The sequence below is a fragment of the Bacillus cereus group sp. RP32 genome (assembly GCF_040459735.1).
Lineage (GTDB): Bacteria > Bacillota > Bacilli > Bacillales > Bacillaceae_G > Bacillus_A > Bacillus_A wiedmannii.
This window is the reverse complement of sequence record NZ_JARVHO010000001.1, coordinates 989,314-1,013,826: the sequence shown is the minus strand read 5'-3', so window position 1 is coordinate 1,013,826 and position 24,513 is coordinate 989,314. Positions and strand designations below refer to the sequence as shown.

The window sequence follows — 24,513 nt, the reverse complement described above, 5'->3', positions numbered from 1 at the left end:
TACTCACCTCTTACCATTTAGTAAAAGACTAAGTGCCTTTTTAATATACTGATCCGTCGTTAATGATTCTTTTAATAACTCTGGTACAACGCGAGAAACTTCTCGTTCTGCGTATCCAAGTGCGCGCAGAGCTTCCAGCGCCTCATCAAGCTCAGCTGATGAACCTTTCTTCTCATCAAAACGTTCTGTGTCTGAGAATAAATCAACAAATGCATCTGGCACGACATCAGCTAGTTTTCCTTTTAAATCTAAAATCATTTGGCGCGCTGTTTTCTTTCCAACGCCCGGGAACTTCACTAAAAACTTCTCATCTTCATGTTCAATCGCTTGAACGACCTGTCCTGTTTGACCAGAAGCTAAAATTGCAAGTGCACCTTTTGGTCCAATGCCAGACACACCTAACAACTTTGTAAATAATAAACGCTCTTCACGTGTTTTAAACCCGTAAAGTGCCATAATATCTTCTCTCACATAATGATATGTATAGACACGGATTTCTTGCTTACTTCTTTGAAATACATACGGATTTGGCGTGAAAATTTGATAACCAATTCCATTATGGTCAATTACGACATATTCCGGTCCTACATACTCCACGTAACCTGTAACATATTCAAACAAAATACGATCTCTCCCTCTTAAATCATGTATTCCATTTTAACATATTTAATGATAGAAAAGCGAGACTACCCCAACAAATGTTCTCTATTTGAAACTTCTGTTATTTTCCATTGACAGAAAGTATGAAGCACCTTAATATACAAGAGTCGATAATGATTATCAATACTAATTAAAGGGGTTACATCAAGATGAAACAGAAGCTATTTATTTTATTTACTATTATGCTAGTTGTTCTTTCTATCGTTGGCTGTTCTTCTCAAAAAGAAGAATCGAAAGCGAAAGAACAACCGAAAACAAAAGTTGTAAAACACGCTAAGGGGGAAGCTACAATTCCAGTAAATCCAAAGAGAATTGTTGACTTATCTGGATCAACAGAAGAATTATTACTTCTTGGACACAAACCTGTTGGTACAGCAAACACATATAAAGATAAAATCCAAAATCATTTAACAGAAAAATTAGACGGAGTAAAAGCAGTAGGTTGGTACTGGGCACCTAAAGTTGATTTAGAAGCTGTTACTGCATTAAAACCAGACTTAATTATTTTAAATAATCGTCAATTGAAGATCTATGATCAATTAGAAAAGGTTGCACCAACAGTTGTTTTAGAAACAAACTTAGAAGACTGGCGCGGTAAGTTTAAAGAAGTAGGTAAACTATTTGACGAAGAAAAGAAAGCAGACAAATGGATTGCAGACTACGATAAAAAAGCAGACTCTTTATCAAAAAAAATTAAAGAAAAAACAAAAGATGAGAACTTTATGTTCGTCGCAGTTACACCACAAAACTTCCGTGTATACGGTAGCTTCGGATACGGTGACATCATCTTTAATGACTTAAAACTTCCAGCAACAAAAGGTACAGATTTAAAACAAACGATGGCACAAGTATCGCTAGAAGGTCTTGTTGCATTCCAACCTGATCAAATGTTTATTGTAAACTTTGGCGGCGAAGCTGATAAAGTTTACGAAGACTACAAAAACAGTGCCGTTTGGAAAGACAATAAAGCAGTTAAAAACAATCACGTATATGAAGTATCAAATGAAATCTTCAATACGAAAGCTTTCAATCCAATCGGAAAAGATATGCTAATTGATGAAATCGCAAAACAAATTTTAGATAAAAACAAGTAAGAAAAAAAGCAGCTCACCACGAGCTGCTTTTTTTCTTACTTTGCACTGCGTATTGCTTCATTTTTTCAATCGTCTTCACAAAACCTTCTTTTGATTTAATGCGAATACCACGCTTCAACTTCGCACGCTCATAGCTCTCAAGCTTTTTCATATCAATTTGAAAGAAGGAATGAATCGCATTATCACTTTTCGGTACACCTTTAAAAATTTGTAATATCCCTTCCTCTGACACACCGAAATAACCGCTCGTCTTCAATAACGGAGAAATATCATCAACTTTCTTTTGTAATACAATTTGTACATCATCACGATCAACGAGCTGCCATTCTTTATACTGCTGTAAAAACTTTTCTAAGTCCGCTACTTTTTCTGTAAAGATTTCCTCACTTACTTCTCCATCAACATACATTCGCTCTAATAAAATTGTAACTTCAGGCTCTTTTTCTGTTACTTCTGGTACTGGCCCTTCCGCCTTCACATTCGTTTCATAAACGAAACAAAACATCATAACGAAAGCTTGCATCGTAATCAGTATCCATTTCATTTCCGTTCACCTCTTTTAGGCAAGATCAAACTTTCATTAGTAGTTTTTCCGGTAATGGAGGTTTTATCCATATAAATGACCATATTACATTTCTCTCGAAAATAAAAAAATGCAGATAAAGTTTTATCTTTATCTGCATTAGCATTTGTTTTTATATAAAATGAAAGACGCCTGCAAAGCAGGCGTCTTGATGCGTTTACGGCGAGAGACCAGACGACCACATTCGCGTGTTTAGCACTTAAGCATATCTCTCGTCTTACGTAAATTAGCTCATCGCTTTGTTAATATAACATTAATAAAGTATAAGTGCAACATGTTTATAAAAATATTTTATTTCCTCTTTTACTCAAACGAACTTAGTGTAAATTATAAATTGATAAATGCAATATATATGTTACAATTAATGTAACAGCGAAATCATAATAAACAGGAGATGGATATTGTGAAAAAAATAAAGGATGAACGTCTCATTCTGAAAACATTAAAAAACATACGTATTGCCTTTCTTTTTCAATCGCTTGGTATAATTGGCATTTTAGGATATATCGGATTCACTGAAGGAATGGATCAAACTACGAAATCTCCATTATGGTTATTATTTATCCTTACAAGTATCGTACTTAGTTATTTACAGTTAAGCGTTTCTATCGATGTAGAAGAAGGCGAAAAGGATATAAAGTTAACTCCTTATTACAAAATTATTTTACGCTCTCTTATTGCAGGAACTATTATAGCCATTATTTATATCATTTTCAGTCCAGAAAGACCTCTCTTTGAGGCTATTCTAACAGGTAGTATTTTCTTTATATGCTTTTTAATTTCTTATTCCATTAGTTATTTCATTAAAAAACGTCGTTTACAAGACAACGATGAATAAAGAGGAAGGGCTACCCCTTCCTCTTTTGTTTTGCTATCGCATAGTACCAGTTAAACCGTAACGAATGTCTCGGAACATATTCCCTATATCACGATTAAAATCGTTTGTAACTGTACCATTACGTAGGCGTGTACTCATTGCATCGACACGAGTAAACATGTCATTTCTTACAGAAACATATACATTTCTGTTTCCAACTTCATTTGCAACGGCTTGACGAACTTCGTTTGCAAGTGCCGTTTCATTCGATACTGGATTACGCGGTTTTACCGCAATCGCCACATCGTTTCCATATACAACTGTAGACACGCGGTCTACGTTATTCATACGCTTTACACGATTTGTTATTTTTTCTGCTGTTTTACCATCATTGTTAATGTATGAATTGTTCATTGTAATATTACGTGTTGGATGCGGGTTAGCAATTTGACCGTTGTAATTTACATCGCGGTAATAATTGTTATATCCTGTATCGTTACGACCATTTCTATATGTTACATAATCTGTATAACGATCATTACGCGTTACATTATCACGGTACTGGTGTGTATCGTTATAAGATGTACGCTCGTAATTGTAGTTACGTCCATCCATTGCATTGTTATCTTTTGGTGTACCACATGCAGCTAATGCACTGGTAACTAACAAAGAAGCAGCAATCACTTTTACTTTCGTATTCAATACAAAAACCCCCTCTGTTAGAATGAACTTCTCTGCTGAAAAGCTCCCTCTTATGATGAGTAACAGAGAAGGTTTTTACACTGTTAATATTTCACTGGGGATTTTCTAACATTTGATGTAAATCTTCCATTTTCAGAACGACTCTACATAAAAAAAAGGCGGGAATAATCCCACCTTTTTTAAACTTCCTCTTCGTCCTCTTCTTCTGAAACCGGCTCCCCAAATACATTTGGTGGATCTGGTTGATAATACATCGTTCCTGGCTGTGGCGCATATGCCGATTGAGTTGGTTGATAATATAAAGGATTCGCGTATTGTGGCCCTCCAGGTTGAGGACTATATAGCCTACTCTCTCCTCCGCACCCACAATCTTCCTCTCCTTGCACGAGCGGTGGCATATTATTATCCATTGGCATCATATTTGGATTTGGCATAGACGTATATTGCGGTCCAAACGGTGCTCCTTGCTGATATGGCATTTGATATAGATTTTGTTGTTGATAATATGGATTTTGCGGCATCATAGGCTGTTGGTATGGTATTTGATATGGCATCATATTCGGCATTTGATTATTATCCATTATCGGCATCATATTCGGCATTTGATTGTTATCCATTATCGGCATCATATTCGGCATTTGATTGTTATCCATTATCGGCATCATATTTGGCATTTGATTATTATCCATTATCGGCATCATATTCGGCATTTGATTGTTATCCATTATCGGCATCATATTTGGCATTTGATTGTTATCCATTATCGGCATCATATTTGGCATTTGATTATTATCCATTATCGGCATCATGTTTGGTATTGGGTTATTATCCATGATTGGCATGATATTTGGCGGTTGATTGTTATCCATGATTGGCATGATATTTGGTGGTTGATTGTTATCCATGATTGGCATGATATTTGGTGGTTGATTGTTATCCATGATTGGCATGATGTTTGGTGGTTGATTGTTATCCATGATTGGCATGATGTTTGGTGGTTGATTGTTATCCATGATTGGCATGATGTTTGGTGGTTGATTGTTATCCATGATTGGCATGATGTTTGGTATTTGAATATTTGGCGGTATTACTTGTGGAATAACTACATTTTCTTTCGATACATTTGGTGACACTATGTTTCCTACATTTTCTTTCTTCACTTGCGGTGACACGATATTCCCTACATTTTCTTTCTTTACTTGCGGTGACACGATATTCCCTACATTTTCTTTCTTCACTTGCGGTGACACGATATTCCCTACATTTTCTTTCTTCACTTGCGGTGACACGATATTCCCTACATTTTCTTTCTTCACTTGCGGTGACACGATATTCCCTACATTTTCTTTCTTTACTTGCGGTGACACAATATTTCCTATGTTTTCTTTCTTTACTTGTGGTGACACGATATTTCCTACATTTTCTTTCTTTACTTGCGGTGACACAATATTATCTTTTTTCGTTTGCGGAGAAATGATGTTATTAGGTTTCATTTTAGTAATTTGAGGAGCAATTAACTCGCTTCCTTTTTTAATTACATCTGAAATTTTATATTCTTTTTTTGCTTTTATTGGTGGTTGCGGCGGCTGTGGTAATACATTTACCGAAAACTTTGTGTTTTCTTTTTCTGCTGGTTTTTGTTTTTCTATAACAGTTGGTTTTTGAATAACAGACGGTTTTTCAACTGGTTTTTCAACTGGTTTTTCTATTTGAATTGGCTTTTCTTTTTGCACCTCTTTTTGTGGCTTTACCTGCACTTCTTTTTGCGGTTTCACTTGCATTTCCTTCTGTGGTTTTACCTGTACTTCTTTTTGTGGTTTCACTTGCATTTCCTTCTGTGGTTTTACTTGCACTTCTTTTTGTGTTTGTTGCATAGCAGGTTGCTGTGTAATCGGCGCTGATTGATACGTAACCTCTTCCTCATCCTCTATTCCAAGCGGAGTTGGCGTTGCTGCAAATTCTTTTTGTTGTACTTCTTTTACGTATTGTTTTGGAGGTGATGAACCTGCTCCAGCATGTTGTTTCACGTGAACGCTGTTTGATGGTACTTTAATTTTCATACCTGGCATGATTAAATCTGGATTACTAAGTTGTGTATTTGTATTTTTCAACGTATCAAAATCCACTCCGTACTTTTTCGCAATTTTCCAAAGGGTATCCCCTTTTTGCACGATATGAATTTTCAAATTTTCCCCCTCCTGTATAACTTATCTATAAGTAACAAATCTCCTGAAGTAACCCTTTCTAAATAACGCTAACTTCTTTTCACTTGTATCACTTCTTCGATTTTCAATATCATTAGAAGTGGAATAAGCATAAGAAAATCGCAATGATTTCTTCAAAACAATGTATGCCCATTTCGTTCTCGTTATGATTATATACATGAAAAAAAGCAACAGAAATACCGTTGCTTTACACACGCTCTAACATACGATTTAATGCAAGAACCGCTTCTTCAGTCACTTGTTTATCTACGCTAATAACGTTAATTTCTTCTCCTCTTTCTACCGTTTCAAGCACCCATAATAAGTGTGGCAGATCAATTCGGTTCATCGTTAAACACGGACACATAAATGGATTAAGTGAAACAATCTCTTTATCTGGATGTTGCTGAATAATTCGGTTCACTAAATTCATCTCTGTACCAATTGCCCATTTACTTCCAGGTGGCGCTGCTTCAATCATATCAATAATATATTTCGTTGATCCTGCGTAATCCGAAGCATCAACGACCTCATAGCAACATTCTGGATGTACAATAATATTCATATCCGGATGATTTTTCCGTACGTTCTCAATGTTTTTCACTGTAAAGTTTTGATGAACCGAACAATGCCCTTTCCATAAAATCACTTGAATTCCTTCTATATCTCCATCGTACTCTAATGAATCTGTATGTGGGTCCCATACTGCCATTTTATCTAATGGGATACCTAAATCGTAAGCTGTATTTCTTCCTAAATGTTGATCCGGTAAAAAGACAAGACGCTCTTTTTGTGTAAACGCCCAAGACACCATTTGTTTTGCATTAGAAGAAGTTACTGTTGCTCCGCCATTACGACCACAAAACGCTTTAATTGCAGCTGTAGAGTTAACATATGTTAACGGAATCATCGTATCTCCAAATAATTTTGCGAGCTCTTTCCATGCCCTTTCTGTTTGTTCAATATCTGCCATATCTGCCATTGAACAACCTGCACGCATATCTGGCAAAATAACGATTTGATCATCTGTCGTTAACATATCTGCTGTTTCTGCCATAAAGTGTACACCGCAAAATACAATATATTTCGCTTCTTTATTGCTCGCTGCAACTTGTGCAAGCTGAAGTGAATCTCCTGCTGCATCAGAAAATTGTACCACTTCATCTTTTTGGTAATGATGTCCTGGAATAAATAGTGTTTTCCCCATTTTTGCTTTAATTTCACGAACACGCTTTTCCATTTCTTCTGTTGTCATCGTGTAATAACGCTCTGGTAACATCGTTTCAATCGGTTGCACTTTTTCTAAAATACTCATATTCCTTTCTCCCCCTCTAAGCCACTTTCCTTACGCCTCAATATTGAAACTAATATCAAGTGCTTTCACTGAATGTGTTAACGCTCCAAGTGAAATATAATCGACCCCTGTTTTTCCATATTTCGATAAATCTTCAATTGTAATGCCTCCTGATGCTTCCGTAACGATGGCACTTGGTACAATCTTTGAAAACTCCCGGATCTCATCTGGCGTACGGTTATCAAACATAATAATATCTGCACCAGCAGCTACAGCCTCTCTCACTTGCTCCTCCGTTTCTGTTTCCACTTCTACTTTCACCATATGTCCTAATTTTTCTTTCACCGATGTAACAGCTTTCGTAATAGAACCAGCAAAAGCAATATGATTGTCTTTAATCATGACACCGTCATATAAACCGAAACGGTGATTAAATCCGCCTCCGCACACGACTGCATACTTATCAAACATGCGTAGCCCTGGCATCGTTTTTCGCGTATCGCAAATACGTGTATGGCCGCTATCTAAAGCAAGAACAGCTTTATGTGTCATCGTAGTTATCCCGCTCATACGCTGGATAACGTTTAATATAACGCGCTCTGCCGTCAATAACGAAGCAATTGGTCCTTGCGCAATTGCTATTATTTCGCCCTTTTCTACAAGATCTCCATCTTTTTTATGAAGCTCCACTTCAATTTTTTCATCAATTAATTTAAATCCTTCTTCAATTACTAAACGCCCCGCAAAGACACCTGTACCCTTCGCAAGAAACGTTCCTTTTGAAAGTAAATTGTCTGGAAAAATAAGCTGAGATGTTACATCTCTTTCTCCTATATCTTCTAGAAAAAATCGATTTAATGCTTCTTTCACTTTTATCGTGTTCATAGAGCCCCTCTTCCCTTCATCACACAAGTTGTAGTTTTCTTTTCACTCGAACGATCTCTTTTTTTACTCTATTTCTATCTGGATAGTCACTTCGATAATGGCCACCAATACTTTCTTCTCTTTGCAAAGCTGACACGACTATAAGCTCACAGGCTGTTAACATATTAATAAGCGTTATCTCTTCATTTGTAAGAGCATCATGTTGTAATATCATATTTCGAACACCGTACTTACTAAGCCATCTCTTTGCATAAGATAAACTTTTCTCTGTTCGCACAATCCCAACATATTTCATCATGCATTCTTGTATTTCTTCTTTCGCCGGCAAATGATTCAGAACGATAAACTTCTTTTCCTTCCCAGCCACGTTGTTCCAGCTTTCTTTTGTCGCTTTCGTTAAAATATGTTGTCCTATTCTTTTTCCAAACACAAGACCTTCTAATAATGAATTACTTGCTAATCTATTTGCTCCATGAACACCATTACAAGCTACTTCACCGACCGCATATAAATTTGGAATGGACGTCTCCCCATCACAGTTCGTTTTCACGCCGCCCATATGAAAATGAGCACCGGGTACGACTGGAATGCGTTTTTCATTTATATCGACACCATTCTTTTTACACAATGATGATACCGTCGGAAAACGTCCTTCGAAATTTTGGATAGACTCGATATTTAAATACACTTGTTCACCCGCCAAAAGCTGCTCATGAATCGCTCTTGCTACTACATCACGTGGTGCAAGATCGTGATCAGGGTGTATATTCATCATAAAACGCTGCCCTTTTCCATTCATAAGGACAGCTCCTTCACCACGGACAGCTTCAGAGACGAGGCCACAGCATCGCCCGTTCGCGTATAACATTGTTGGATGAAACTGTACAAACTCTAAATCTACGAGCTCCCCGCCTGCGCGGTACACCATCGCAAGTCCATCACCCGTAATTGTCTTATCGTTAGAAGTAAAGGCGTATAAACCGCCAATCCCACCTGTTGCTAACACCGTATAATCTGCAACGTAACGCTTCAACTTCCCTTCACTAGTTCTTGTTAAAACTCCAACACATTTATCATTTTCTATAATAAAATCGAGCACCATTTCCTGTTCCACTACGGTAACGTGCGGAGCTACTTCTTGAATGAAATGCTCTAATAAATTCTTTCCTGTTGCATCGCCACCTGCATGTAAAATACGACGCTTTCGATGTGCGCCTTCTTTTCCAAGATGAGGACCCGTTTCATCTCCATCAAATTTCATTCCATTTTCAATGAGATTATTCATTTCTTTCGGTCCTTCCTCGACTAAATAACGGACCACATCTTCATTGTTATAATGACATCCTGCTACTAACGTATCTTCAAAATGATCATTTGGATTGTCATATGTTGCAACTGCTGCGGCAATTCCACCTTGCGCTAAATATGTATTATTATTACGATTTGTTTCCTTTGTGATAATAATCACATTCTTTTCGTGACAAATCTCTTTCGCAACACGAAGTGCCGCAACGCCACTTCCAATAATTAAGACATCTGCACTTGGCATAATTGTTGCCTCCTACTTTACACTTTTCAACTGTCTTGACACCTATATTTACATAGTTTTAAAATAATGACAAGAGTTTTTTTATAATTCTTATTTTCACTACCATTTAAAAAATACAAGAAATGTAACTCTTACTAGGGAGAGGAACTTACATGATGATATATCTTGACTATGCAGCTACTACACCTATGAGTGAAGAAGCATTACACACATATATGAAAGCAGCATCGCAATACTTCGGAAATGAACAAAGTTTACATGATATTGGAGGAACAGCCTCTTCTTTATTACAAGTTTGCCGAAAAACATTTGCTGAAATGATTGGCGGAAAGGAACAAGGGGTATTCTTCACAAGCGGCGGCTCGGAATCCAACTACCTTGCGATTCAATCCCTTCTCAATGCTCGAAATAAAAAGCACATTATTACGACACCTATGGAACATGCATCCATTCGAAGTTATTTTCAATCCTTACAATCAGAAGGGTATACAATTACTGAAATTCCTGTTGATGAAGGCGGGCTAATTCATTTAGATGATTTAGAAACAGCCATTACAGAAAATACTGTTCTAGCAAGCATACAGCATGGAAACTCTGAAATCGGAACCGTTCAAAACATCACAGAGATCGGGGCACTTTTAAAAAAATATAACGTTTTATTTCATTCAGATTGTGTACAAACATTTGGTAAACTTCCTATCAATGTTTTTGAGATGGGAATTGATAGTCTCTCTGTTTCAGCACATAAAATATACGGACCAAAGGGTGTTGGCGCTTGCTATATAAATCCCCAAGTTCGCTGGGCACAAATATTTCCGGGAACTTCTCACGAAAAAGGATTTCGCCCAGGTACAGTGAATGTTCCTGGCATCGCATCTTTTTTAACAGCTGCTGAGAATATATTAAAAAATCAACAAGAAGAGAGCTTACGTTTTAAAGAGTTACGATCCTACTTTTTAAGACATTTACAAGCGCTTTCTCTAGAAATTCAAGTAGAAGGTCATTCTACTTCTTGTTTACCACATATTGTTGGGGTTACAATAAAAGGAATAGAAGGTCAATATACAATGCTAGAATGTAATCGCCATGGTATTGCCATTTCCACCGGAAGTGCTTGCCAAGTCGGTAAACAAGAACCTTCGAAAACAATGCTTGCAATTGGAAAAACGTATGAAGAGGCAAAACAATATGTTCGCTTCTCTTTCGGACAACAAACAACGAAAGATCAAATTGATACTACTATTCATGCACTACACACAATTGGAAATCAATTTTATAGAGGTGTTAAATCATAATGAAACAAAATGACCAAAAAAAGATTTTAGGTGAAGAAAGACGACAGCTCATCCTTCAATGGCTTCTCGCTGCAAATGAACCGTTATCTGGGAATGAACTATCGAAAAAGACAAATGTAAGTAGACAAGTTATCGTGCAAGATATTTCCTTGCTTAAAGCACGAAACGAACCGATTATTGCGACTGCTCAAGGGTATTTATATTTAAAACCACAAGAGAAACAACAAGCTTTCGAACGCGTAATTGTATGCCAACATAAACCAGCGGAAGTACGTCAAGAACTTACAATGCTTGTTGATCACGGCGTTACGATTAAAGATGTAAAAGTTGAGCATCCTGTATACGGTGACTTAACAGCGTCCATCATGGTAAGTAATCGCTTTGATGTAGAGCAATATTTACAAAAAATTGAAAACACGAATGCTTCCTATCTTTCGCAACTAACAGATGGTATTCACTTACATACAATTGAGGCAGATTCAAAAGAGAAATTAGACGCTGCTTGCGAGGCACTAGATAAAGCAGGATTTCTCGTTTATTAATTCATGTAAAGCACAGAGTTTTTATCATTCTCTGTGCTTTTTTAGTGATATAATATTGTAATCAATTGTAAAGGGGATCAAACATGGGAATTGAACTCGTTCACTTTAGCATTGGCAAACCAAAACAAATGAAATATAGCGAAGATAAAGAAATGATTACTGGTATATGTAAAGAACTTGCAGAAGAAGCTTTTCTCTCAAAAGATGGATTTCGTGGTGATGATGTAGCGGATTTAAAACACCACGGGGGACCTGACCGCGCAGTTTGTGTGTACCCACACGAACATTACGCACTATGGGAAGAAGAATTTCAAACTACGCTTCCAGCTTCCACATTTGGCGAAAACATTACCGTAACAAATATGTTAGAGCGTGATGTTTGCATCGGAGATACATATCAACTAGGTGAAGCAATCATTCAAGTGACACAAGCGAGAGTACCTTGTAGCACAATTTCAAAACGCCTTGGTATTCCTGGCATACTGCCGCGCATTGTAGCAACTGGATTTACTGGTTATCTATGTCGCGTTCTTCAAGAAGGTACTGTACGTAAAGATTCTAAAATTACATTACTAGAACGTCAACCGCGCAATGTTTCTGTTTTGTTCTCTAACGAAATTTATTTTCATAATAGAAAAGATAAAGATGGCATCGAAAAGATTCTTGCTGTTCCAGAACTAGCCGATATTTGGCGTGGGCAGTTAGAGGATCGTCTTGCGAAGTTAAAATAAATAGAATCCCACCATTTATAGGTGGGATTCTATTTATCTATCACAAAATGTATTATCCGATGAAATTATACCAGCAATTAGAAGGGAAATGTCGACAGTTCATCCACCTCTCTTACAACCAATAAGAAGAATAACTCCCCAGCACAGTAACAGAAAAACCGAGCGCTTCAAGTTCCATCGTTACGCCTGGCAATAATACATCATCGTATGCTTTATCGACATCAATTAAGAAAAAGTAATTTCCTAGTCCTGTTTTCATCGGACGAGATTCGATTTTTGATAGATTTAATTTTCTCCATGCGAAAGCTGATAACACTTGATATAGTGCCCCTGCATAATCAGCAGGTAACGTTATCATAAGCGTCGTTTTCTCTCCGCGGTTTTCTCCGTTATTTGGGAGTATGGCTTTCTTTTTCTTATGGAGCACTAGGAAGCGTGTATGATTGTTTTTGTGCGTATGAATATCACGCCTTACAATTGTTAAACCGTATTTTTCTGCGGCCGCTTCATTTGCAATGGCAGCGATTTTTTCTTCAGGATGTTCTTTCACATATTGCGCAGCTGCACTTGTTGATGTCATATCTCGGACGGTTACCCCTTTTAATTCTTCATTTAAAAACTTATGACATTGTGCAATAGCGTGTGGATGAGAGTGCACTGCATATACTTCTTCCCAAACTTCTGCATACTGCGGATGTACAAGTAAATGTTGCTGAATTGGTACTGTAATTTCTCCTACAATAGAAAGTGGTTGCTCATGTACGAGGTAATCAACTGTTATATTCACTGAACCTTCTATCGCATTTTCTAGTGGTACCACTGCATAATCTACATTTCCATTTGCAGCTGCATCAATACAATCTGGAATCGTTCGATACGGTACATGCTCTGCTTCCGGAAAAAAACGACTCACCGCCATATTTGTAAATGTTGCTTCTGGTCCTAAATATCCTACTCGAATCATCGTCTTTTCCCCTCTTTTTCGTTTTCTTACTGTTATACCATACTTTTTTATATTCTTCTATGTAAATTTCGAATATTTTAAAAAAACTAGCATTCGCTAGTCTAAATGTTTCCTATATTCTCTTTGAGCGAAAAAGAAATACATGATGCATGCAGCGATATAATACAGAATAAACAAACCTACTTTTCTTAATGAACCATCCATAAAAAGCGTATTATGAAACGTATATAACGCAACTGCACTATGCATACTCCCAACTAGAATTGGCGCAAAAAATAGCATACATAATTGCCAACGAGAAATTTTCCACACTTCTTCCTTCGTCATTCCAAGCTTAGCAAGTGCCCCGTACTGCTTTCGATCAGATGCAATATTATGAAACCATTTAAAATATACGATACTACATGAAGTAAGAAAGAATAATATACTAATGAATGATCCTATAAATAGAGTAATATCACCGAACGATTTCATATTCACATATAACTCCATATTACTTCGAAATGCATTATCTTTATCTTGTTTCATATGTTTCCGTAAATCTTCATTTAATTCTTTCGTATTTTCGATATTTGGTAATGTATAGCCTCTATATATCATTTTTTCAGAATCAGGAACCTTATTTGCTATACTGTCAAAGTCTTCATCATGCATGACGAAGAACAGACCATTAATGTTCGAAGGATGATGGTTAAATTGAACCCCTTCTTTCTGACCGTTAAATACGAATTGATATGGTTGATTCGTTACTTGCAATTGAATCTCTTTTTGATTATATACATTCGAATTATTGTATTTATTATAATAAACGAGTGTCACTGCACCTTTTTTAGGGTGATACGTTTTCTGTTTTTGTCTTCTTGCCTCTTGATTGTATTCACTTTCTTTAATGAGCGGCGCTACTTCTGTTTCTTCCTTATTGGACTGAAAAGATGCATACACTCCAACAAAACTCATAGATTGAAAGTCATCATACCCATATTGGTGCAATAATTGTTCAACCGTGCCTTCCGCAAAGACTTCGTGAGAAGAAGTACCTTTTTCTATGTAAGAAAATGAGTGCACGTCCCCGTCCCTCCACATATCTTGCATACCAGAAAAATATAAGAACACCGTACCTGTTGCCGTAACTACAAACGTCGTTGCCATTGACATTAGAAAGAAAAAACGACCATTTTCCTTCATTCGATGTGACAATTGATTCACTATAAATAAATACGGATATGTGTACATAATCTTTTTATTTCGTTTTATTATTTCTAATATTTGAGCAGTTCCGTGTGTAAAAGAAAAATACGTTCCGAAAAAGACAAGTATAGACACAGGAAAAAAATAGAACGCTATCGTTGGCATCGTCGCTTGTAACGCTAACGCATATCCTATCCCTAAACAAATAAAGCCGAATATACAAAGCCACATTGATGTTTTCTTCTCTTTTTTATCTGTTCGAAATTCTTTCAATAACCGAATGATTTTTATATCCCATATACGTAAAGCACTTATAAATGATAAAACAACAAATATGACCATATACGCAATAAACGTTCCCCCAATTGCTCTCACGTCAAATATGACAGGGAGTTCTTTCGGAAGCCCCAGTAACATACTAAACACCATGAAGAAGAGCTTTAAAAAGATCATACCAAGCCCAATACCGAAAACATTAGCAAATACCCCGATCAATATTTGCTCGGTCATAATCACTCCTATTACGTTAGACTTCGTTGCTCCCATTAATATATATAACCCTAATTCTTTCTTACGCGCTTCTATGAAAATAGAAGTAGCGTACAAAATAAATATGACGAAAAAAGAAATGATTATAACATTACATATAATAAGTCCCCAGCGTACGTTTTGATACCACATCGTCTCCTGCATATACGGATGTACAATGACAGACATGTATGCAAAAGACGCAAATATTGCAAAACAACTACTTAAGAAAAACACTTTATAATTACGCCAATTTCCTTTTATATTTTGCAGTGCTAGTTGCCGAATGTTCATCTATCGTCCCCCTATAACTTACTACATAGGCAAAAAGCTAGAGGTTTCTCTAGCTTTGCACATGTTTCAAATATCCTCTTTGCGCGATTATAAAGTAAATCGCAGAAGCTACAACATATGTTCCAATTACAATCGCACCTGATTTCCATAAATCGAGATAAAGCATTTTTCCTAACGTATGAAGAGCAAATCCACTATGAATGGCACCAATTAAAATTGGGATAAAGAAGATAACGCCCATTTGTCGAATTGCAATTTTGCGAATTTCTTTATCTGTCATACCGATTCTCTTTAACGATTTAAATTGAATACGATCTTGCTCTTTATCATTAAACCACTTAAAGTATGTCATACTACAAGCGAAGAAGAAGAACAGTACCGCTACAAAGAAACCGATAAACATTGTAATTGCTCCACCTTCTCTTATATCTTTATAAGCAAACACTGAATTTCTCAATTCTCCTTGCTTATCTGGTGCAATTTCATTTTTCAAATCTAACACAAGGTCTTCCGTACTTTTCCAGTCTTCTATATAATAACCGTAATATTTCGTCTTTTCTTCATCTGGTACGAGCTTTGCGTATTTCTCAAAATCTTGATCATTCACAATGAGATATTCACTATCATTAAAAACAGAAAATAGAGTTGGCTCATTTAATTGAACAGACTGCGTTTGGCCGTTCATTTTAAATTCATACGGTTTTGAACGATCTATCTTCATCATGTCGTTCGCTATGTCCATTATGACCATCGTTGCACTACCTGGTGCATTATGAACTTCTCTAACTTGCTCTCTCTTTTGTTTACGTACTTCAGCGTTATATTCTTTTTCTGAAACAATCGCCATCGGCACTTCATGTTCACCGTTAAACATCGTGATTTTTTGACTTCCAGGAAGTTTTACGTACGTTACTTCTCGCGCATCTTCAAATCCGTGTTTTTTTATTAATTCTTTTGCTTTTCCTTCTTTTATGACATTATGCGTATTTATTCCCTTTTCCTCGTACGAAATAGCATGCGGGGTACTAGTTGCTGCCTTATAACTCATATCCTCAAAAAATACGTACAGTGTACCAACTGCCGAAGATACAACCGCCGTAATAATAGAAATTACAAATAGAAAACGAGCATTATCTTTCATTTTATAAATAAGATTGCTAAGTACGAACATATTTGGATATGTATAAAAAGATTTTTTTCGTTTTTGTAACGCCTTTAATACGACTGTACTACCTTGTGTAAACAGTAAATAAGTTCCGCCTATCGTCAGCCCTACAATCGGTAAAAACAGAATGATAAAATTCATAAATGTCACTTGGAAGCTAAGTACATATGCAACAATAATACATCCTATACCAACTACACATAACGATGTAAATGCAAAAGGTTCTACTTTTTGTTTTCTTGCTTCTCTTAATAAATCAATAATTTGCAAGCGTCCTACCGTCCAAACGCTAAACAATGATAGGATTAAAAATAGAATAAAGTATACACCTGCTGTAATAAGAATTGCTTTACTATTCCATACGAGTGGAAGTGTTTTATCTATTTTCAATATTACGCTTAATGCTTGGAAAAATAATTTCGAACAAAGCATACCAAGCCCAATACCTACTACAATTGCAATACTACCTAACATAAGCTGTTCTAATATAATCATTCGGCCAAGTTGAGATTTTGTTCCGCCTATTAATGTTAATAGACCAAACTCTTTTTTTCTTGCTCGTAAAAATGTTGAATTTGCATATAAAATAAAGAGTGCTGAGAAGATGACTACAATATAATTCATCGATTCTAGCCCTTTTGAGATCATCTCCCTCATACTAATATTACCACTTACGACATCTGGATGATAAATAAAGGAAGCATACATGAAAAATACGACAATCGATAAACAGCTACTAATAAGGAAAGCTTTATAATTACGCCAATTTCCTTTTACGTTATTAAGCGCGAGCTGGCGAAAGTTCATGATATTCTCCTCCTAGCATCGCAAGTACGTCCAGAATTTCTTGGAAAAAGGCTTGTTTCGTTCTTCCTTTATGTATTTCTGAGAAAATTTCTCCGTCGCGAATGAAAAGAATACGTTCGCAATAACTCGCCGCTACTGGATCATGTGTTACCATTGCAATTGTCACTTTCTTTTGTTCATGTAAATCTTGCAACGCACTCATTAATGATTTTGCTGACTTCGAATCTAAGTTTCCAGTTGGCTCATCCGCTAAAATTAGCGTAGGTTCATGAATGATCGCTCTCGCTGCTGCTGCACGTTGTTGTTGTCCGCCTGACACTTCATATACTTTTTTATTTAAAATTTCTTCGATGTTTAAAAACTTTGCAATCTCAAGCACTTTCGCATCGATTTCATTTACAGATTTCTTCGCCATTACAAGTGGTAAAATGATATTTTCTTTAATCGATAACGTATCAAGTAAGTTAAAATCCTGGAAGATGAATCCTAAATGTGTACGACGAAACTCCGCTAATTTTGCAGCACGCATTTGATTAATTTCTTCACCATTTACAAGCACATGACCTGAAGTTTGCTTATCAATTGTTGCTAATAAGTTTAAAAGCGTTGTTTTCCCGCTCCCTGAAGGCCCCATAATTCCTACAAATTCGCCTTCTTCTATTTTAAAATTTATATCGTTTAAAGCAGTCGTCGCTACTGAACCTTTTGATTGGTACACTTTTGTTAATCCTTTTACTTCAAGAACACTCATTTCTAGTCCCCCTATGTGTTTTCTTCTTACACTTACTATAAGAAAAATAAGAAAAAGAAACGAGTGATTTCCCTTACAAAACGTTTTGTTATCTTACAGTTTTGTCATTTTTCTCATTAATGTATGATATTCTTCATCTTTTGCAAATTGGAACGTGAATGTTGTCCCTTCCCCTTCAGCCGATTGCACATACATTCCATGATGTAAATTATCGCAAATTTCCTTCGTAATATATAAACCCATTCCAGTCGCTTCTCTCGTTTTACGGCCATTTATCCCCGTAAAAAATGGATCAAATATACGCTTTACATCTTGCTCTGGAATACCGATTCCATTGTCCATAATATGTAGTAACACTTTTTGATCTTTCTCTTCAATTTGAAATTGGATTTCCTTTTTCTCTGCTTCTGAAATTTTTGTATACTTAATTGCATTTACAACAATTTGACCTATAGCAATACTGAGCCATTTTCTATCAGATGCAACCATACAAGTATCTTCCTCAAACATCACTTTCGGAAATACAGACGATTGAATGAAAGATTTTCTATTTTCATTAATAATACCCCTAATGATATCTATCACATTTACTACTTCTACTTTATAATCTTTCGCAAACTGCTCTAACCTTGCCATATGTAACGCTAAATCTAAACCATTTAGTATGCGGTTATTTTCTTCACGAATACTTTCAACTGTTGCTCTTGCTTCACGATGCTCTTTACCAAACTTTTGTAATAGCAATTCTATAACCGATACTGGTGTTTTCATTTGATGAATCCATTGGTTCATAAATATCATTTGCTGTTGTTCTTTCGCATGTTGTTTATGAACTTCATTCATATATTGCTGTCTTAATAGCGTAAACGATTCAACAACCATCTCTTGCTCTGACGTATAAGAAGTATCAATAAGTAAAGAGTCGTGTAATGTATTTCCGCTAGCAACATATTTTTCGATTCTTTTTAAAAATACACTTCGTTTTCGATAATCGTAAATGAGGTATACAGTAAATACAGCTGTCCCTAATAAAAGCCCATATAACCACGTACTCCAATCAATGGATCTTTTTTCTAAAAGACTTTGCAACTGCAAAACGAGCCCAAATAAACAAAGGCTAATAATATAAGAAAGAAGTAAAGAAAAACGGTCCATGAGGTAATTTTTAACCTTCATGCCCTTCGCCCCACTCTGTAAGAAGCGCATAACCATATCCGCGTTTCGTTACAATTGCATTTTGAATGCCTAGCTCCTCTAGTTTCTTCCTTACGCGTTTTACATTTACGGTTAATGTATTATCATCAACAAAAGCTACCTCGTCCCACAGGGCTTCTAACAGTTCTTCACGCGTTACATATTGATTTGCTTGTTTCATTAAACATTCTAATAAGTAAAATTCATTTTTTGTCAGCTCCGTTTGTTGCCCCTGCCACTCAACAATGTGCTGGGACGGAAATAACAACAGTCCATTTACACCTAAACAATCACTCTCAGCAACAGAGGCATACTCACCATAGCCACGGCGAAGTGCACTTTTCACCTTAGCCATTACAATATCTAAATGGAATGGCTTCGTAATGTAATCATCTCCGCCATTCTCGATCGCCATTACTTGATCCATTTCCCCTGTTCTTGCAGAAACAAAAATAATCGGCGCATTCGATACAGTACGAATTTGACGACACCAATAAAAACCATCAAAATATGGTAAATTAATATCCAGTAATACGAGATGAGGATTTATTTTCACGAACTCATCTTTTATATGACGTAAATCACTTGCTCTAAATGACTGATAGCCATATCTTTCTAAATGCTCCTCTAATATTCCCGCTATTTTTTCATCGTCTTCTACAATTAATATTTTATACATGTTCGTTTTCTCCCCATAAAAAATTCTTCCAAAGCCACTCCTTGTTCTATTATAAATTGAAAATTTAATTAGTGGGTATTTTTTCCTATACAAATCAGACATTTACAATAAAAAAAGACTGCCATATTTCGGCAGTCTTAATCGATAAATTCAAATTGATATTCAAGAATTTTTACAATATCTCCGTCTACTGCACCACGTGCACGAAGGGCTTCATCAATACCCATTCCACGCATTTGACGAGCAAATCGGCGTACAGATTCATCACGTGAGAAGTCTGTCATTTTGAATGTTTTCTCAATATCATAACCAGAAATAACAAATGTGCCATCACTTTCGCGTGTAATTTCAAAATTAGATTCAGATTCAAATTTGTACATTACACTTGCTTCAGATTCTTCTACATCATCGTACATTGGGAATTCTGGTGTTGTTTCTAATAAGTTCGCTACTTCAAATAGTAAGTCACGAACACCTTGTTTCGTTACAGCTGAGATTGGGAAAATTTTCACTTCGTCTCCCAATTTTTCTTTAAATGCTTGTAAGTTTTCTTCTGCACCTGGCATATCCATTTTGTTTGCAACAACAACTTGTGGACGCTCAGTTAAACGCATATTGTATTCTTTTAGTTCACTATTGATTGTTACATAATCTTCATATGGCTCACGGCCTTCTAAACCAGACATATCGATAACGTGCACGATTACACGTGTACGCTCAATATGACGTAAGAATTGGTGTCCAAGTCCGACGCCGGCATGTGCACCTTCAATTAGTCCAGGAAGGTCAGCCATAACGAAGCTGCGGTTATCACCAGTTTCAACAACACCAAGATTCGGAACGATTGTTGTAAAGTGATACTCTGCAATTTTCGGACGCGCTGATGATACAACAGATAATAATGTAGATTTACCTACACTTGGGAATCCAACAAGTCCAACATCTGCTAGCACTTTAAGTTCTAGCGTGACATCACGTTCTTGACCTGGTTCACCGTTCTCAGCGATTTCTGGCGCTGGGTTCGTCGGTGTTGCGAAACGTGAGTTACCACGACCACCGCGGCCACCCTTTGCGATTACAGCTGTTTGTCCATGCGTTACTAAATCGGCAAGAATTTCACCTGTTTTTTCATCTTTTACTATTGTTCCCGGTGGAACCTTTACGATTAAATCTTCAGATTTACGACCATGCTGACCTTTACTCATTCCATGCTGACCACGATCAGCTTTGAAATGACGTTGGTAGCGGAAGTCCATTAATGTACGTAAGCCTTCCTCAACAACAAAAACAACATCTGCACCTTTACCACCGTCGCCACCTGCTGGGCCACCTTTAGGTACATACTTCTCACGACGATACGCAACCATTCCGTTACCACCGTCGCCGCCTTTTACATATATCTTGACCTGATCTACAAACATTATTTCACCACACTTTTTTCGATTGGTTGTAATATAACTGAGACTTCTTCGTCTCGTACTGTATAAGAAATGGAATACCATTTATTGTTTTGGTTCGCAAGCCAATTCTGTAGTTCTTCTACACTCGTTAGCTTACCACGAAAATCAAAAAAGAAACGAGCATTCTCCGCGTCACATTCAATTGTGATACAAACATAATTTTCAACATATACGTCTAAACTATGCTGAAGTATTGAGAAAAATTGATTCGTCCATATACATACAGTCTCATCTAAGTGAGATAAGTTATGTAATTTCCCTAATACTTCGTACTCCAATAAGCACGGCTGCTGTTTCCAATTATATGTTAAAATCCACTCTGAAAATAAAGGCATTGATAGCCCTATCAGATTGGATTCTTGTCTCGCTTCTTGGACAAAACGATCGATGAGACTATGAATCTCTTCCACTTTTCCAAGGGAAAGGTTTCCTTTCACCATCTGCATACGATTGAGCCAATCATGTCTTGAATGACGCAATGCATCTATAATTGTCCATTTTTCATTCATTTAGATACCCCTTAATATAGAAAAACTCTAACCTGCACTCAGGTTAGAGTTTTCCGTGAGTTCTTATGCTTCTTGAGCAACAGGATATACGCTCACTTGTTTGCGGTCACGGCCAAGACGCTCAAAGCGTACTACGCCGTCAACTTTCGCGTATAAAGTGTCATCGCCACCACGACCAACGTTAACACCTGGATAAATTTTTGTACCGCGTTGACGGTAAAGAATTGAACCACCTGAAACCGTTTGACCATCTGCGCGTTTAGCACCAAGACGTTTTGACTGAGAGTCACGACCGTTCTTTGTACTACCTACACCTTTCTTAGATGCGAAAAACTGAAGATCTAATCTTAACATACGTTACACCTCCTGCACTTTTTCTATTAAACGGATATACTTTCCGTAATCAAGTTCGATCGTCTTAAGCGAAACAACCAATCCTTCTAAAAGCGTTTGTGCTTTTTCTGCTGTATGAACGTCTAAATCATTAGGCAATTCATACGTTAAGAATCCGCCATCACTTCCGAGTTCAATAGTTGCCTGCACATTACAAAGTTCTTCCACTGCATTTATAGAACCAAACACAACCGCTGTAGTTCCAGCACAGACAAGATCTTGTCCATGTGGCGCATAATCGGCATGTCCAGTCATTTTAAATGATTGGATACTTCCTAATTTCGTGCGACTTATCGTAATTTTAATCATGTTAACCTGGATTAAGCGTTGATAGCTTCAACAACTAGCTTAGTGTAAGGTTGACGATGACCTTGTTTCTTACGATTGTTCTTTTTCGCTTTGTATTTGAAAACGATGATTTTCTTAGCGCGACCTTGTTTTTCAACTTTCGCAGTAACTGTTGCACCTTCTACAACTGGGCTACCAACTTTAACGTTTTCGCCACCAACGAAAAGAACTTTGTCAAAAGTAACAGTTTCACCAGCTTCAACATCTAATTTTTCAATGTAGATTGCTTGACCAGCTTCAACTTTAATTTGTTTTCCACCTGTTTCGATAATTGCGTACATACTTGCACCTCCTCTTAATTACTAAGACTCGCCAAAAACGAGGTAGACATAAATGTCTTTAGGGAACCTGTCTTGTGCGGTTGTAGCATATAGCCGTTTAGGTGCTATAAACTATAACATAAAGATGTTATCATGAATCATAGACGGTTGTCAATAAATGTTCTGTTAACTATTTTTTCCGTTCTACAATTTCTGTTTTACTTCCAAAACGAATAATTGCGTACTTTTCGATCATATCATCTTTGAAATAAATTTCAAATGGAATATTTTTTTGTAATTCTTTTTGCAAAAATTGTTTTTGCAAATTTTTAGGTGCAGCAATTAATACTGCCTCATCCTCTATATTTCCATATGTGATTAGCTCTCTCTCTAACTCATACGCAATTGTTTCATATGACATTACATACCCCGTCGCTTTGCAAGGTACACACTCTTCTAGTAATACGTCGCGTAAAGAATGTTTCTTACGTTTACGTGTCATCTCCAAAATCCCTAACTCTGTAAAACCGAGCACTCTTGTATATGTGCGATCATTTTGCATAGCAGCCATCAGACATTCTCTTACCTTTTCTTTATCTTCTCTTCTTTTCATATTAATAAAATCAATTAATATCATACCACCGATATCACGCAGTCTTAATTGACGTGCAATCTCTTCAGCTGCCACTTCATTTGTACGAAAGACTGTATCTTGTAAATTCTGTTTTCCAGTAAACTTGCCCGTATTCACATCAATTACAGTCATCGTCTCCATTTGTTCCACAATTAAATAAGCACCATTCGGGAGCCACACAATTTTTTGAAGTGCTTTCTCGATCTCACGCTCTATTCCAAAATGGTTAAACATTGAAGATTTTTCATTATAAAAAGATACTTTTTCTTTTCCGACCTTTTCTTCTAATTCTTTTACTATACTTCTTGTATCTACAACTACTTTTTCAATCGTTTCAATCGGATTCTCTTGGAATACACGATCTAAAAAGGTCGCCGGTCGATGAAGTAGTAACGGTGCCTTTCCTTGGCCCTCTTTTCTTTTTAGCTCTTCATATAACTGCTGTAACCTTTGCATTTCAGCTTGTATTTCTTCAATTTCTCCTTTTTCAGAAGCAGAGCGGAAAATATAACCTCCTGTCCCTTCTACCTCAATTTGGAGTAGCTGTTGCCTTCTTTTATTATTTTTTATTTTTCGAGAAACCGCACGCATTTCATCATATGGCATATAAACGACATATTTCCCGGTAAATTCTATGTTTGCTGTCAATTTCGGCCCTTTCGTATCAATTGCCTCTTTCACAACTTGCACGAGTACCGCTTGCCCTTCATGTATACGATAAGAAGATGGTACATCATCGTATGAAAGGTACGCATGTTTTTCTAAACCGATGTTTACAAAAGCTGCGTTCATTCCAGCAATCGTTCTTACGATACGTCCAACATAAATATGCCCAACAATCTCTTGTTCTTCATTTCGTTTCCATAAAAACTCAACAATTTTTTTCTTCTCTTCAATTGCAACGCGTTTTTCCGATCCTGCATAGTTCATATATAACGTTTTCAAAATTCTTTCCTCACTTTATAATCTTCTTTGCTTTTACA

Annotated in this window: 23 protein-coding genes, 1 pseudogene and 1 other annotated feature; of the genes and pseudogenes, 5 read left to right on the top strand and 19 right to left on the bottom strand. The window is 36.6% G+C overall.

Annotation, left to right across the window (positions count from 1 at the left end; all coding sequences use genetic code 11):
- Positions 1–3: 3 nt before the first annotated feature.
- Entirely contained in the window at positions 4–621 is a 618-nt protein-coding gene (gene ruvA / locus QCI46_RS05230; RefSeq protein WP_000464511.1) for a Holliday junction DNA helicase RuvA, read from the bottom strand.
- A 188-nt stretch (positions 622–809) separates the two neighbouring features.
- Here ruvA and QCI46_RS05225 point away from each other — a divergent pair, with 188 nt between their 5' ends.
- A complete protein-coding gene (locus QCI46_RS05225) occupies positions 810–1,754 on the top strand; it encodes an iron-hydroxamate ABC transporter substrate-binding protein (protein WP_000810672.1) in 945 nt (314 codons plus the stop codon).
- 13 nt (positions 1,755–1,767) lie between these two features.
- Here QCI46_RS05225 and QCI46_RS05220 read toward each other — a convergent pair whose 3' ends face one another.
- Positions 1,768–2,298, bottom strand: coding sequence for a BofC C-terminal domain-containing protein (locus QCI46_RS05220; protein ID WP_327958345.1), 531 nt, complete (start codon positions 2,296–2,298; stop codon positions 1,768–1,770).
- A 433-nt stretch (positions 2,299–2,731) separates the two neighbouring features.
- Between QCI46_RS05220 and QCI46_RS05215 the strand changes: the two genes are divergently transcribed.
- A complete protein-coding gene (locus QCI46_RS05215) occupies positions 2,732–3,175 on the top strand; it encodes a branched-chain amino acid ABC transporter substrate-binding protein (RefSeq protein ID WP_137012184.1) in 444 nt (147 codons plus the stop codon).
- 33 nt (positions 3,176–3,208) lie between these two features.
- Here the strand turns inward: QCI46_RS05215 and QCI46_RS05210 are convergent, their stop codons facing one another.
- The 5 genes and pseudogenes from QCI46_RS05210 to nadB form a co-directional block, all read right to left on the bottom strand.
- Entirely contained in the window at positions 3,209–3,856 is a 648-nt protein-coding gene (locus tag QCI46_RS05210; RefSeq protein WP_048565738.1) for a YhcN/YlaJ family sporulation lipoprotein, read from the bottom strand.
- Positions 3,857–5,885: 2,029 nt separating this feature from the next.
- Positions 5,886–6,042, bottom strand: a pseudogene (gene safA, locus QCI46_RS29865) (SafA/ExsA family spore coat assembly protein); the annotation flags it as partial.
- 226 nt (positions 6,043–6,268) lie between these two features.
- Positions 6,269–7,375 (bottom strand): quinolinate synthase NadA, encoded by a 1,107-nt coding sequence (nadA, locus tag QCI46_RS05200; RefSeq protein ID WP_098089346.1) that lies wholly within the window; start codon positions 7,373–7,375, stop codon positions 6,269–6,271.
- Between the two features lie 30 nt (positions 7,376–7,405).
- Positions 7,406–8,239, bottom strand: coding sequence for a carboxylating nicotinate-nucleotide diphosphorylase (gene nadC / locus QCI46_RS05195; RefSeq protein ID WP_353839742.1), 834 nt, complete (start codon positions 8,237–8,239; stop codon positions 7,406–7,408).
- Between the two features lie 19 nt (positions 8,240–8,258).
- Positions 8,259–9,788, bottom strand: a complete 1,530-nt coding sequence (gene nadB / locus QCI46_RS05190; protein WP_353839741.1) for an L-aspartate oxidase — start codon at positions 9,786–9,788, stop codon at positions 8,259–8,261.
- 152 nt (positions 9,789–9,940) lie between these two features.
- On the opposite strand from nadB, the gene QCI46_RS05185 reads away from it, so the two are divergent.
- The 3 genes from QCI46_RS05185 to QCI46_RS05175 all read left to right on the top strand — a co-directional run bounded on the left by QCI46_RS05185 (position 9,941) and on the right by QCI46_RS05175 (position 12,356).
- Entirely contained in the window at positions 9,941–11,083 is a 1,143-nt protein-coding gene (locus tag QCI46_RS05185; RefSeq protein ID WP_353839740.1) for an IscS subfamily cysteine desulfurase, read from the top strand.
- Entirely contained in the window at positions 11,083–11,625 is a 543-nt protein-coding gene (locus QCI46_RS05180) for a transcription repressor NadR (RefSeq protein ID WP_000812240.1), read from the top strand. The genes QCI46_RS05185 and QCI46_RS05180 overlap by 1 nt, the downstream gene beginning before the upstream one ends.
- An 83-nt stretch (positions 11,626–11,708) precedes the next feature.
- On the top strand, positions 11,709–12,356 hold the full coding sequence (locus tag QCI46_RS05175) for an MOSC domain-containing protein (RefSeq protein WP_048541383.1): 648 nt from the start codon (positions 11,709–11,711) through the stop codon (positions 12,354–12,356).
- 112 nt (positions 12,357–12,468) lie between these two features.
- Here the strand turns inward: QCI46_RS05175 and pheA are convergent, their stop codons facing one another.
- From pheA to QCI46_RS05115, 12 genes are all read right to left on the bottom strand, one after another.
- Complete coding sequence (pheA, locus tag QCI46_RS05170; RefSeq protein ID WP_088113736.1) at positions 12,469–13,320, bottom strand: prephenate dehydratase; 852 nt, start codon at positions 13,318–13,320, stop codon at positions 12,469–12,471.
- 96 nt (positions 13,321–13,416) lie between these two features.
- Positions 13,417–15,330 (bottom strand): FtsX-like permease family protein, encoded by a 1,914-nt coding sequence (locus tag QCI46_RS05165; protein WP_353839739.1) that lies wholly within the window; start codon positions 15,328–15,330, stop codon positions 13,417–13,419.
- A gap of 49 nt (positions 15,331–15,379) precedes the next feature.
- Positions 15,380–17,302: an ABC transporter permease gene (locus tag QCI46_RS05160; RefSeq protein WP_353839738.1), complete on the bottom strand. Its 1,923-nt coding sequence runs from the start codon at positions 17,300–17,302 to the stop codon at positions 15,380–15,382.
- Positions 17,277–18,053 carry an ABC transporter ATP-binding protein gene (locus QCI46_RS05155; RefSeq protein ID WP_000114530.1) on the bottom strand — a complete coding sequence of 259 codons (777 nt, stop codon included), beginning with the start codon at positions 18,051–18,053 and terminating at the stop codon, positions 17,277–17,279. The genes QCI46_RS05160 and QCI46_RS05155 overlap by 26 nt, the downstream gene beginning before the upstream one ends.
- A 93-nt stretch (positions 18,054–18,146) precedes the next feature.
- Positions 18,147–19,229, bottom strand: a complete 1,083-nt coding sequence (locus tag QCI46_RS05150; RefSeq protein ID WP_353839737.1) for a HAMP domain-containing histidine kinase — start codon at positions 19,227–19,229, stop codon at positions 18,147–18,149.
- Positions 19,219–19,926, bottom strand: coding sequence for a response regulator transcription factor (locus QCI46_RS05145; RefSeq protein ID WP_000276710.1), 708 nt, complete (start codon positions 19,924–19,926; stop codon positions 19,219–19,221). Before QCI46_RS05145 ends, QCI46_RS05150 begins: the two co-directional genes overlap by 11 nt.
- A 137-nt stretch (positions 19,927–20,063) precedes the next feature.
- Positions 20,064–21,347: a GTPase ObgE gene (obgE, locus tag QCI46_RS05140; RefSeq protein ID WP_000497119.1), complete on the bottom strand. Its 1,284-nt coding sequence runs from the start codon at positions 21,345–21,347 to the stop codon at positions 20,064–20,066.
- Positions 21,347–21,895 (bottom strand): sporulation initiation phosphotransferase B, encoded by a 549-nt coding sequence (locus QCI46_RS05135; RefSeq protein WP_001003578.1) that lies wholly within the window; start codon positions 21,893–21,895, stop codon positions 21,347–21,349. The genes obgE and QCI46_RS05135 overlap by 1 nt, the downstream gene beginning before the upstream one ends.
- 63 nt (positions 21,896–21,958) lie before the next feature.
- The gene (gene rpmA, locus QCI46_RS05130) at positions 21,959–22,249 is read right to left on the bottom strand and encodes a 50S ribosomal protein L27 (protein ID WP_000944957.1); all 291 of its coding nucleotides are present in this window, start codon (positions 22,247–22,249) and stop codon (positions 21,959–21,961) included.
- A 3-nt stretch (positions 22,250–22,252) separates the two neighbouring features.
- Positions 22,253–22,597 carry a ribosomal-processing cysteine protease Prp gene (locus QCI46_RS05125; protein ID WP_002001054.1) on the bottom strand — a complete coding sequence of 115 codons (345 nt, stop codon included), beginning with the start codon at positions 22,595–22,597 and terminating at the stop codon, positions 22,253–22,255.
- A gap of 11 nt (positions 22,598–22,608) precedes the next feature.
- Positions 22,609–22,917, bottom strand: coding sequence for a 50S ribosomal protein L21 (gene rplU, locus QCI46_RS05120; RefSeq protein WP_000270907.1), 309 nt, complete (start codon positions 22,915–22,917; stop codon positions 22,609–22,611).
- 14 nt (positions 22,918–22,931) lie between these two features.
- Positions 22,932–23,009 (bottom strand) — a sequence feature (ribosomal protein L21 leader region).
- A 77-nt stretch (positions 23,010–23,086) separates the two neighbouring features.
- Positions 23,087–24,475, bottom strand: coding sequence for an Rne/Rng family ribonuclease (locus QCI46_RS05115; protein WP_353839736.1), 1,389 nt, complete (start codon positions 24,473–24,475; stop codon positions 23,087–23,089).
- Positions 24,476–24,513: the final 38 nt, after the last annotated feature.

Excerpts from the sequence above, each read along its gene's own strand:
- QCI46_RS05145 (WP_000276710.1), bottom strand. The coding sequence starts at position 19,926 with ATGTATAAAATATTAATTGTAGAAGACGATGAAAAAATAGCGGGAATA.
- QCI46_RS05215 (WP_137012184.1), top strand. The coding sequence starts at position 2,732 with ATGGATATTGTGAAAAAAATAAAGGATGAACGTCTCATTCTGAAAACA.
- QCI46_RS05160 (WP_353839738.1), bottom strand. The coding sequence starts at position 17,302 with ATGAACTTTCGCCAGCTCGCGCTTAATAACGTAAAAGGAAATTGGCGT.
- nadC (WP_353839742.1), bottom strand. The coding sequence starts at position 8,239 with ATGAACACGATAAAAGTGAAAGAAGCATTAAATCGATTTTTTCTAGAA.
- pheA (WP_088113736.1), bottom strand. The coding sequence starts at position 13,320 with ATGATTCGAGTAGGATATTTAGGACCAGAAGCAACATTTACAAATATG.
- rplU (WP_000270907.1), bottom strand. The coding sequence starts at position 22,917 with ATGTACGCAATTATCGAAACAGGTGGAAAACAAATTAAAGTTGAAGCT.
- rpmA (WP_000944957.1), bottom strand. The coding sequence starts at position 22,249 with ATGTTAAGATTAGATCTTCAGTTTTTCGCATCTAAGAAAGGTGTAGGT.
- nadB (WP_353839741.1), bottom strand. The coding sequence starts at position 9,788 with ATGCCAAGTGCAGATGTCTTAATTATTGGAAGTGGCGTTGCGGCACTT.
- QCI46_RS05135 (WP_001003578.1), bottom strand. The coding sequence starts at position 21,895 with ATGAATGAAAAATGGACAATTATAGATGCATTGCGTCATTCAAGACAT.
- QCI46_RS05125 (WP_002001054.1), bottom strand. The coding sequence starts at position 22,597 with ATGATTAAAATTACGATAAGTCGCACGAAATTAGGAAGTATCCAATCA.
- QCI46_RS05180 (WP_000812240.1), top strand. The coding sequence starts at position 11,083 with ATGAAACAAAATGACCAAAAAAAGATTTTAGGTGAAGAAAGACGACAG.
- QCI46_RS05185 (WP_353839740.1), top strand. The coding sequence starts at position 9,941 with ATGATGATATATCTTGACTATGCAGCTACTACACCTATGAGTGAAGAA.
- obgE (WP_000497119.1), bottom strand. The coding sequence starts at position 21,347 with ATGTTTGTAGATCAGGTCAAGATATATGTAAAAGGCGGCGACGGTGGT.
- QCI46_RS05175 (WP_048541383.1), top strand. The coding sequence starts at position 11,709 with ATGGGAATTGAACTCGTTCACTTTAGCATTGGCAAACCAAAACAAATG.
- QCI46_RS05165 (WP_353839739.1), bottom strand. The coding sequence starts at position 15,330 with ATGAACATTCGGCAACTAGCACTGCAAAATATAAAAGGAAATTGGCGT.
- QCI46_RS05150 (WP_353839737.1), bottom strand. The coding sequence starts at position 19,229 with ATGAAGGTTAAAAATTACCTCATGGACCGTTTTTCTTTACTTCTTTCT.
- QCI46_RS05225 (WP_000810672.1), top strand. The coding sequence starts at position 810 with ATGAAACAGAAGCTATTTATTTTATTTACTATTATGCTAGTTGTTCTT.
- nadA (WP_098089346.1), bottom strand. The coding sequence starts at position 7,375 with ATGAGTATTTTAGAAAAAGTGCAACCGATTGAAACGATGTTACCAGAG.
- QCI46_RS05220 (WP_327958345.1), bottom strand. The coding sequence starts at position 2,298 with ATGAAATGGATACTGATTACGATGCAAGCTTTCGTTATGATGTTTTGT.
- QCI46_RS05155 (WP_000114530.1), bottom strand. The coding sequence starts at position 18,053 with ATGAGTGTTCTTGAAGTAAAAGGATTAACAAAAGTGTACCAATCAAAA.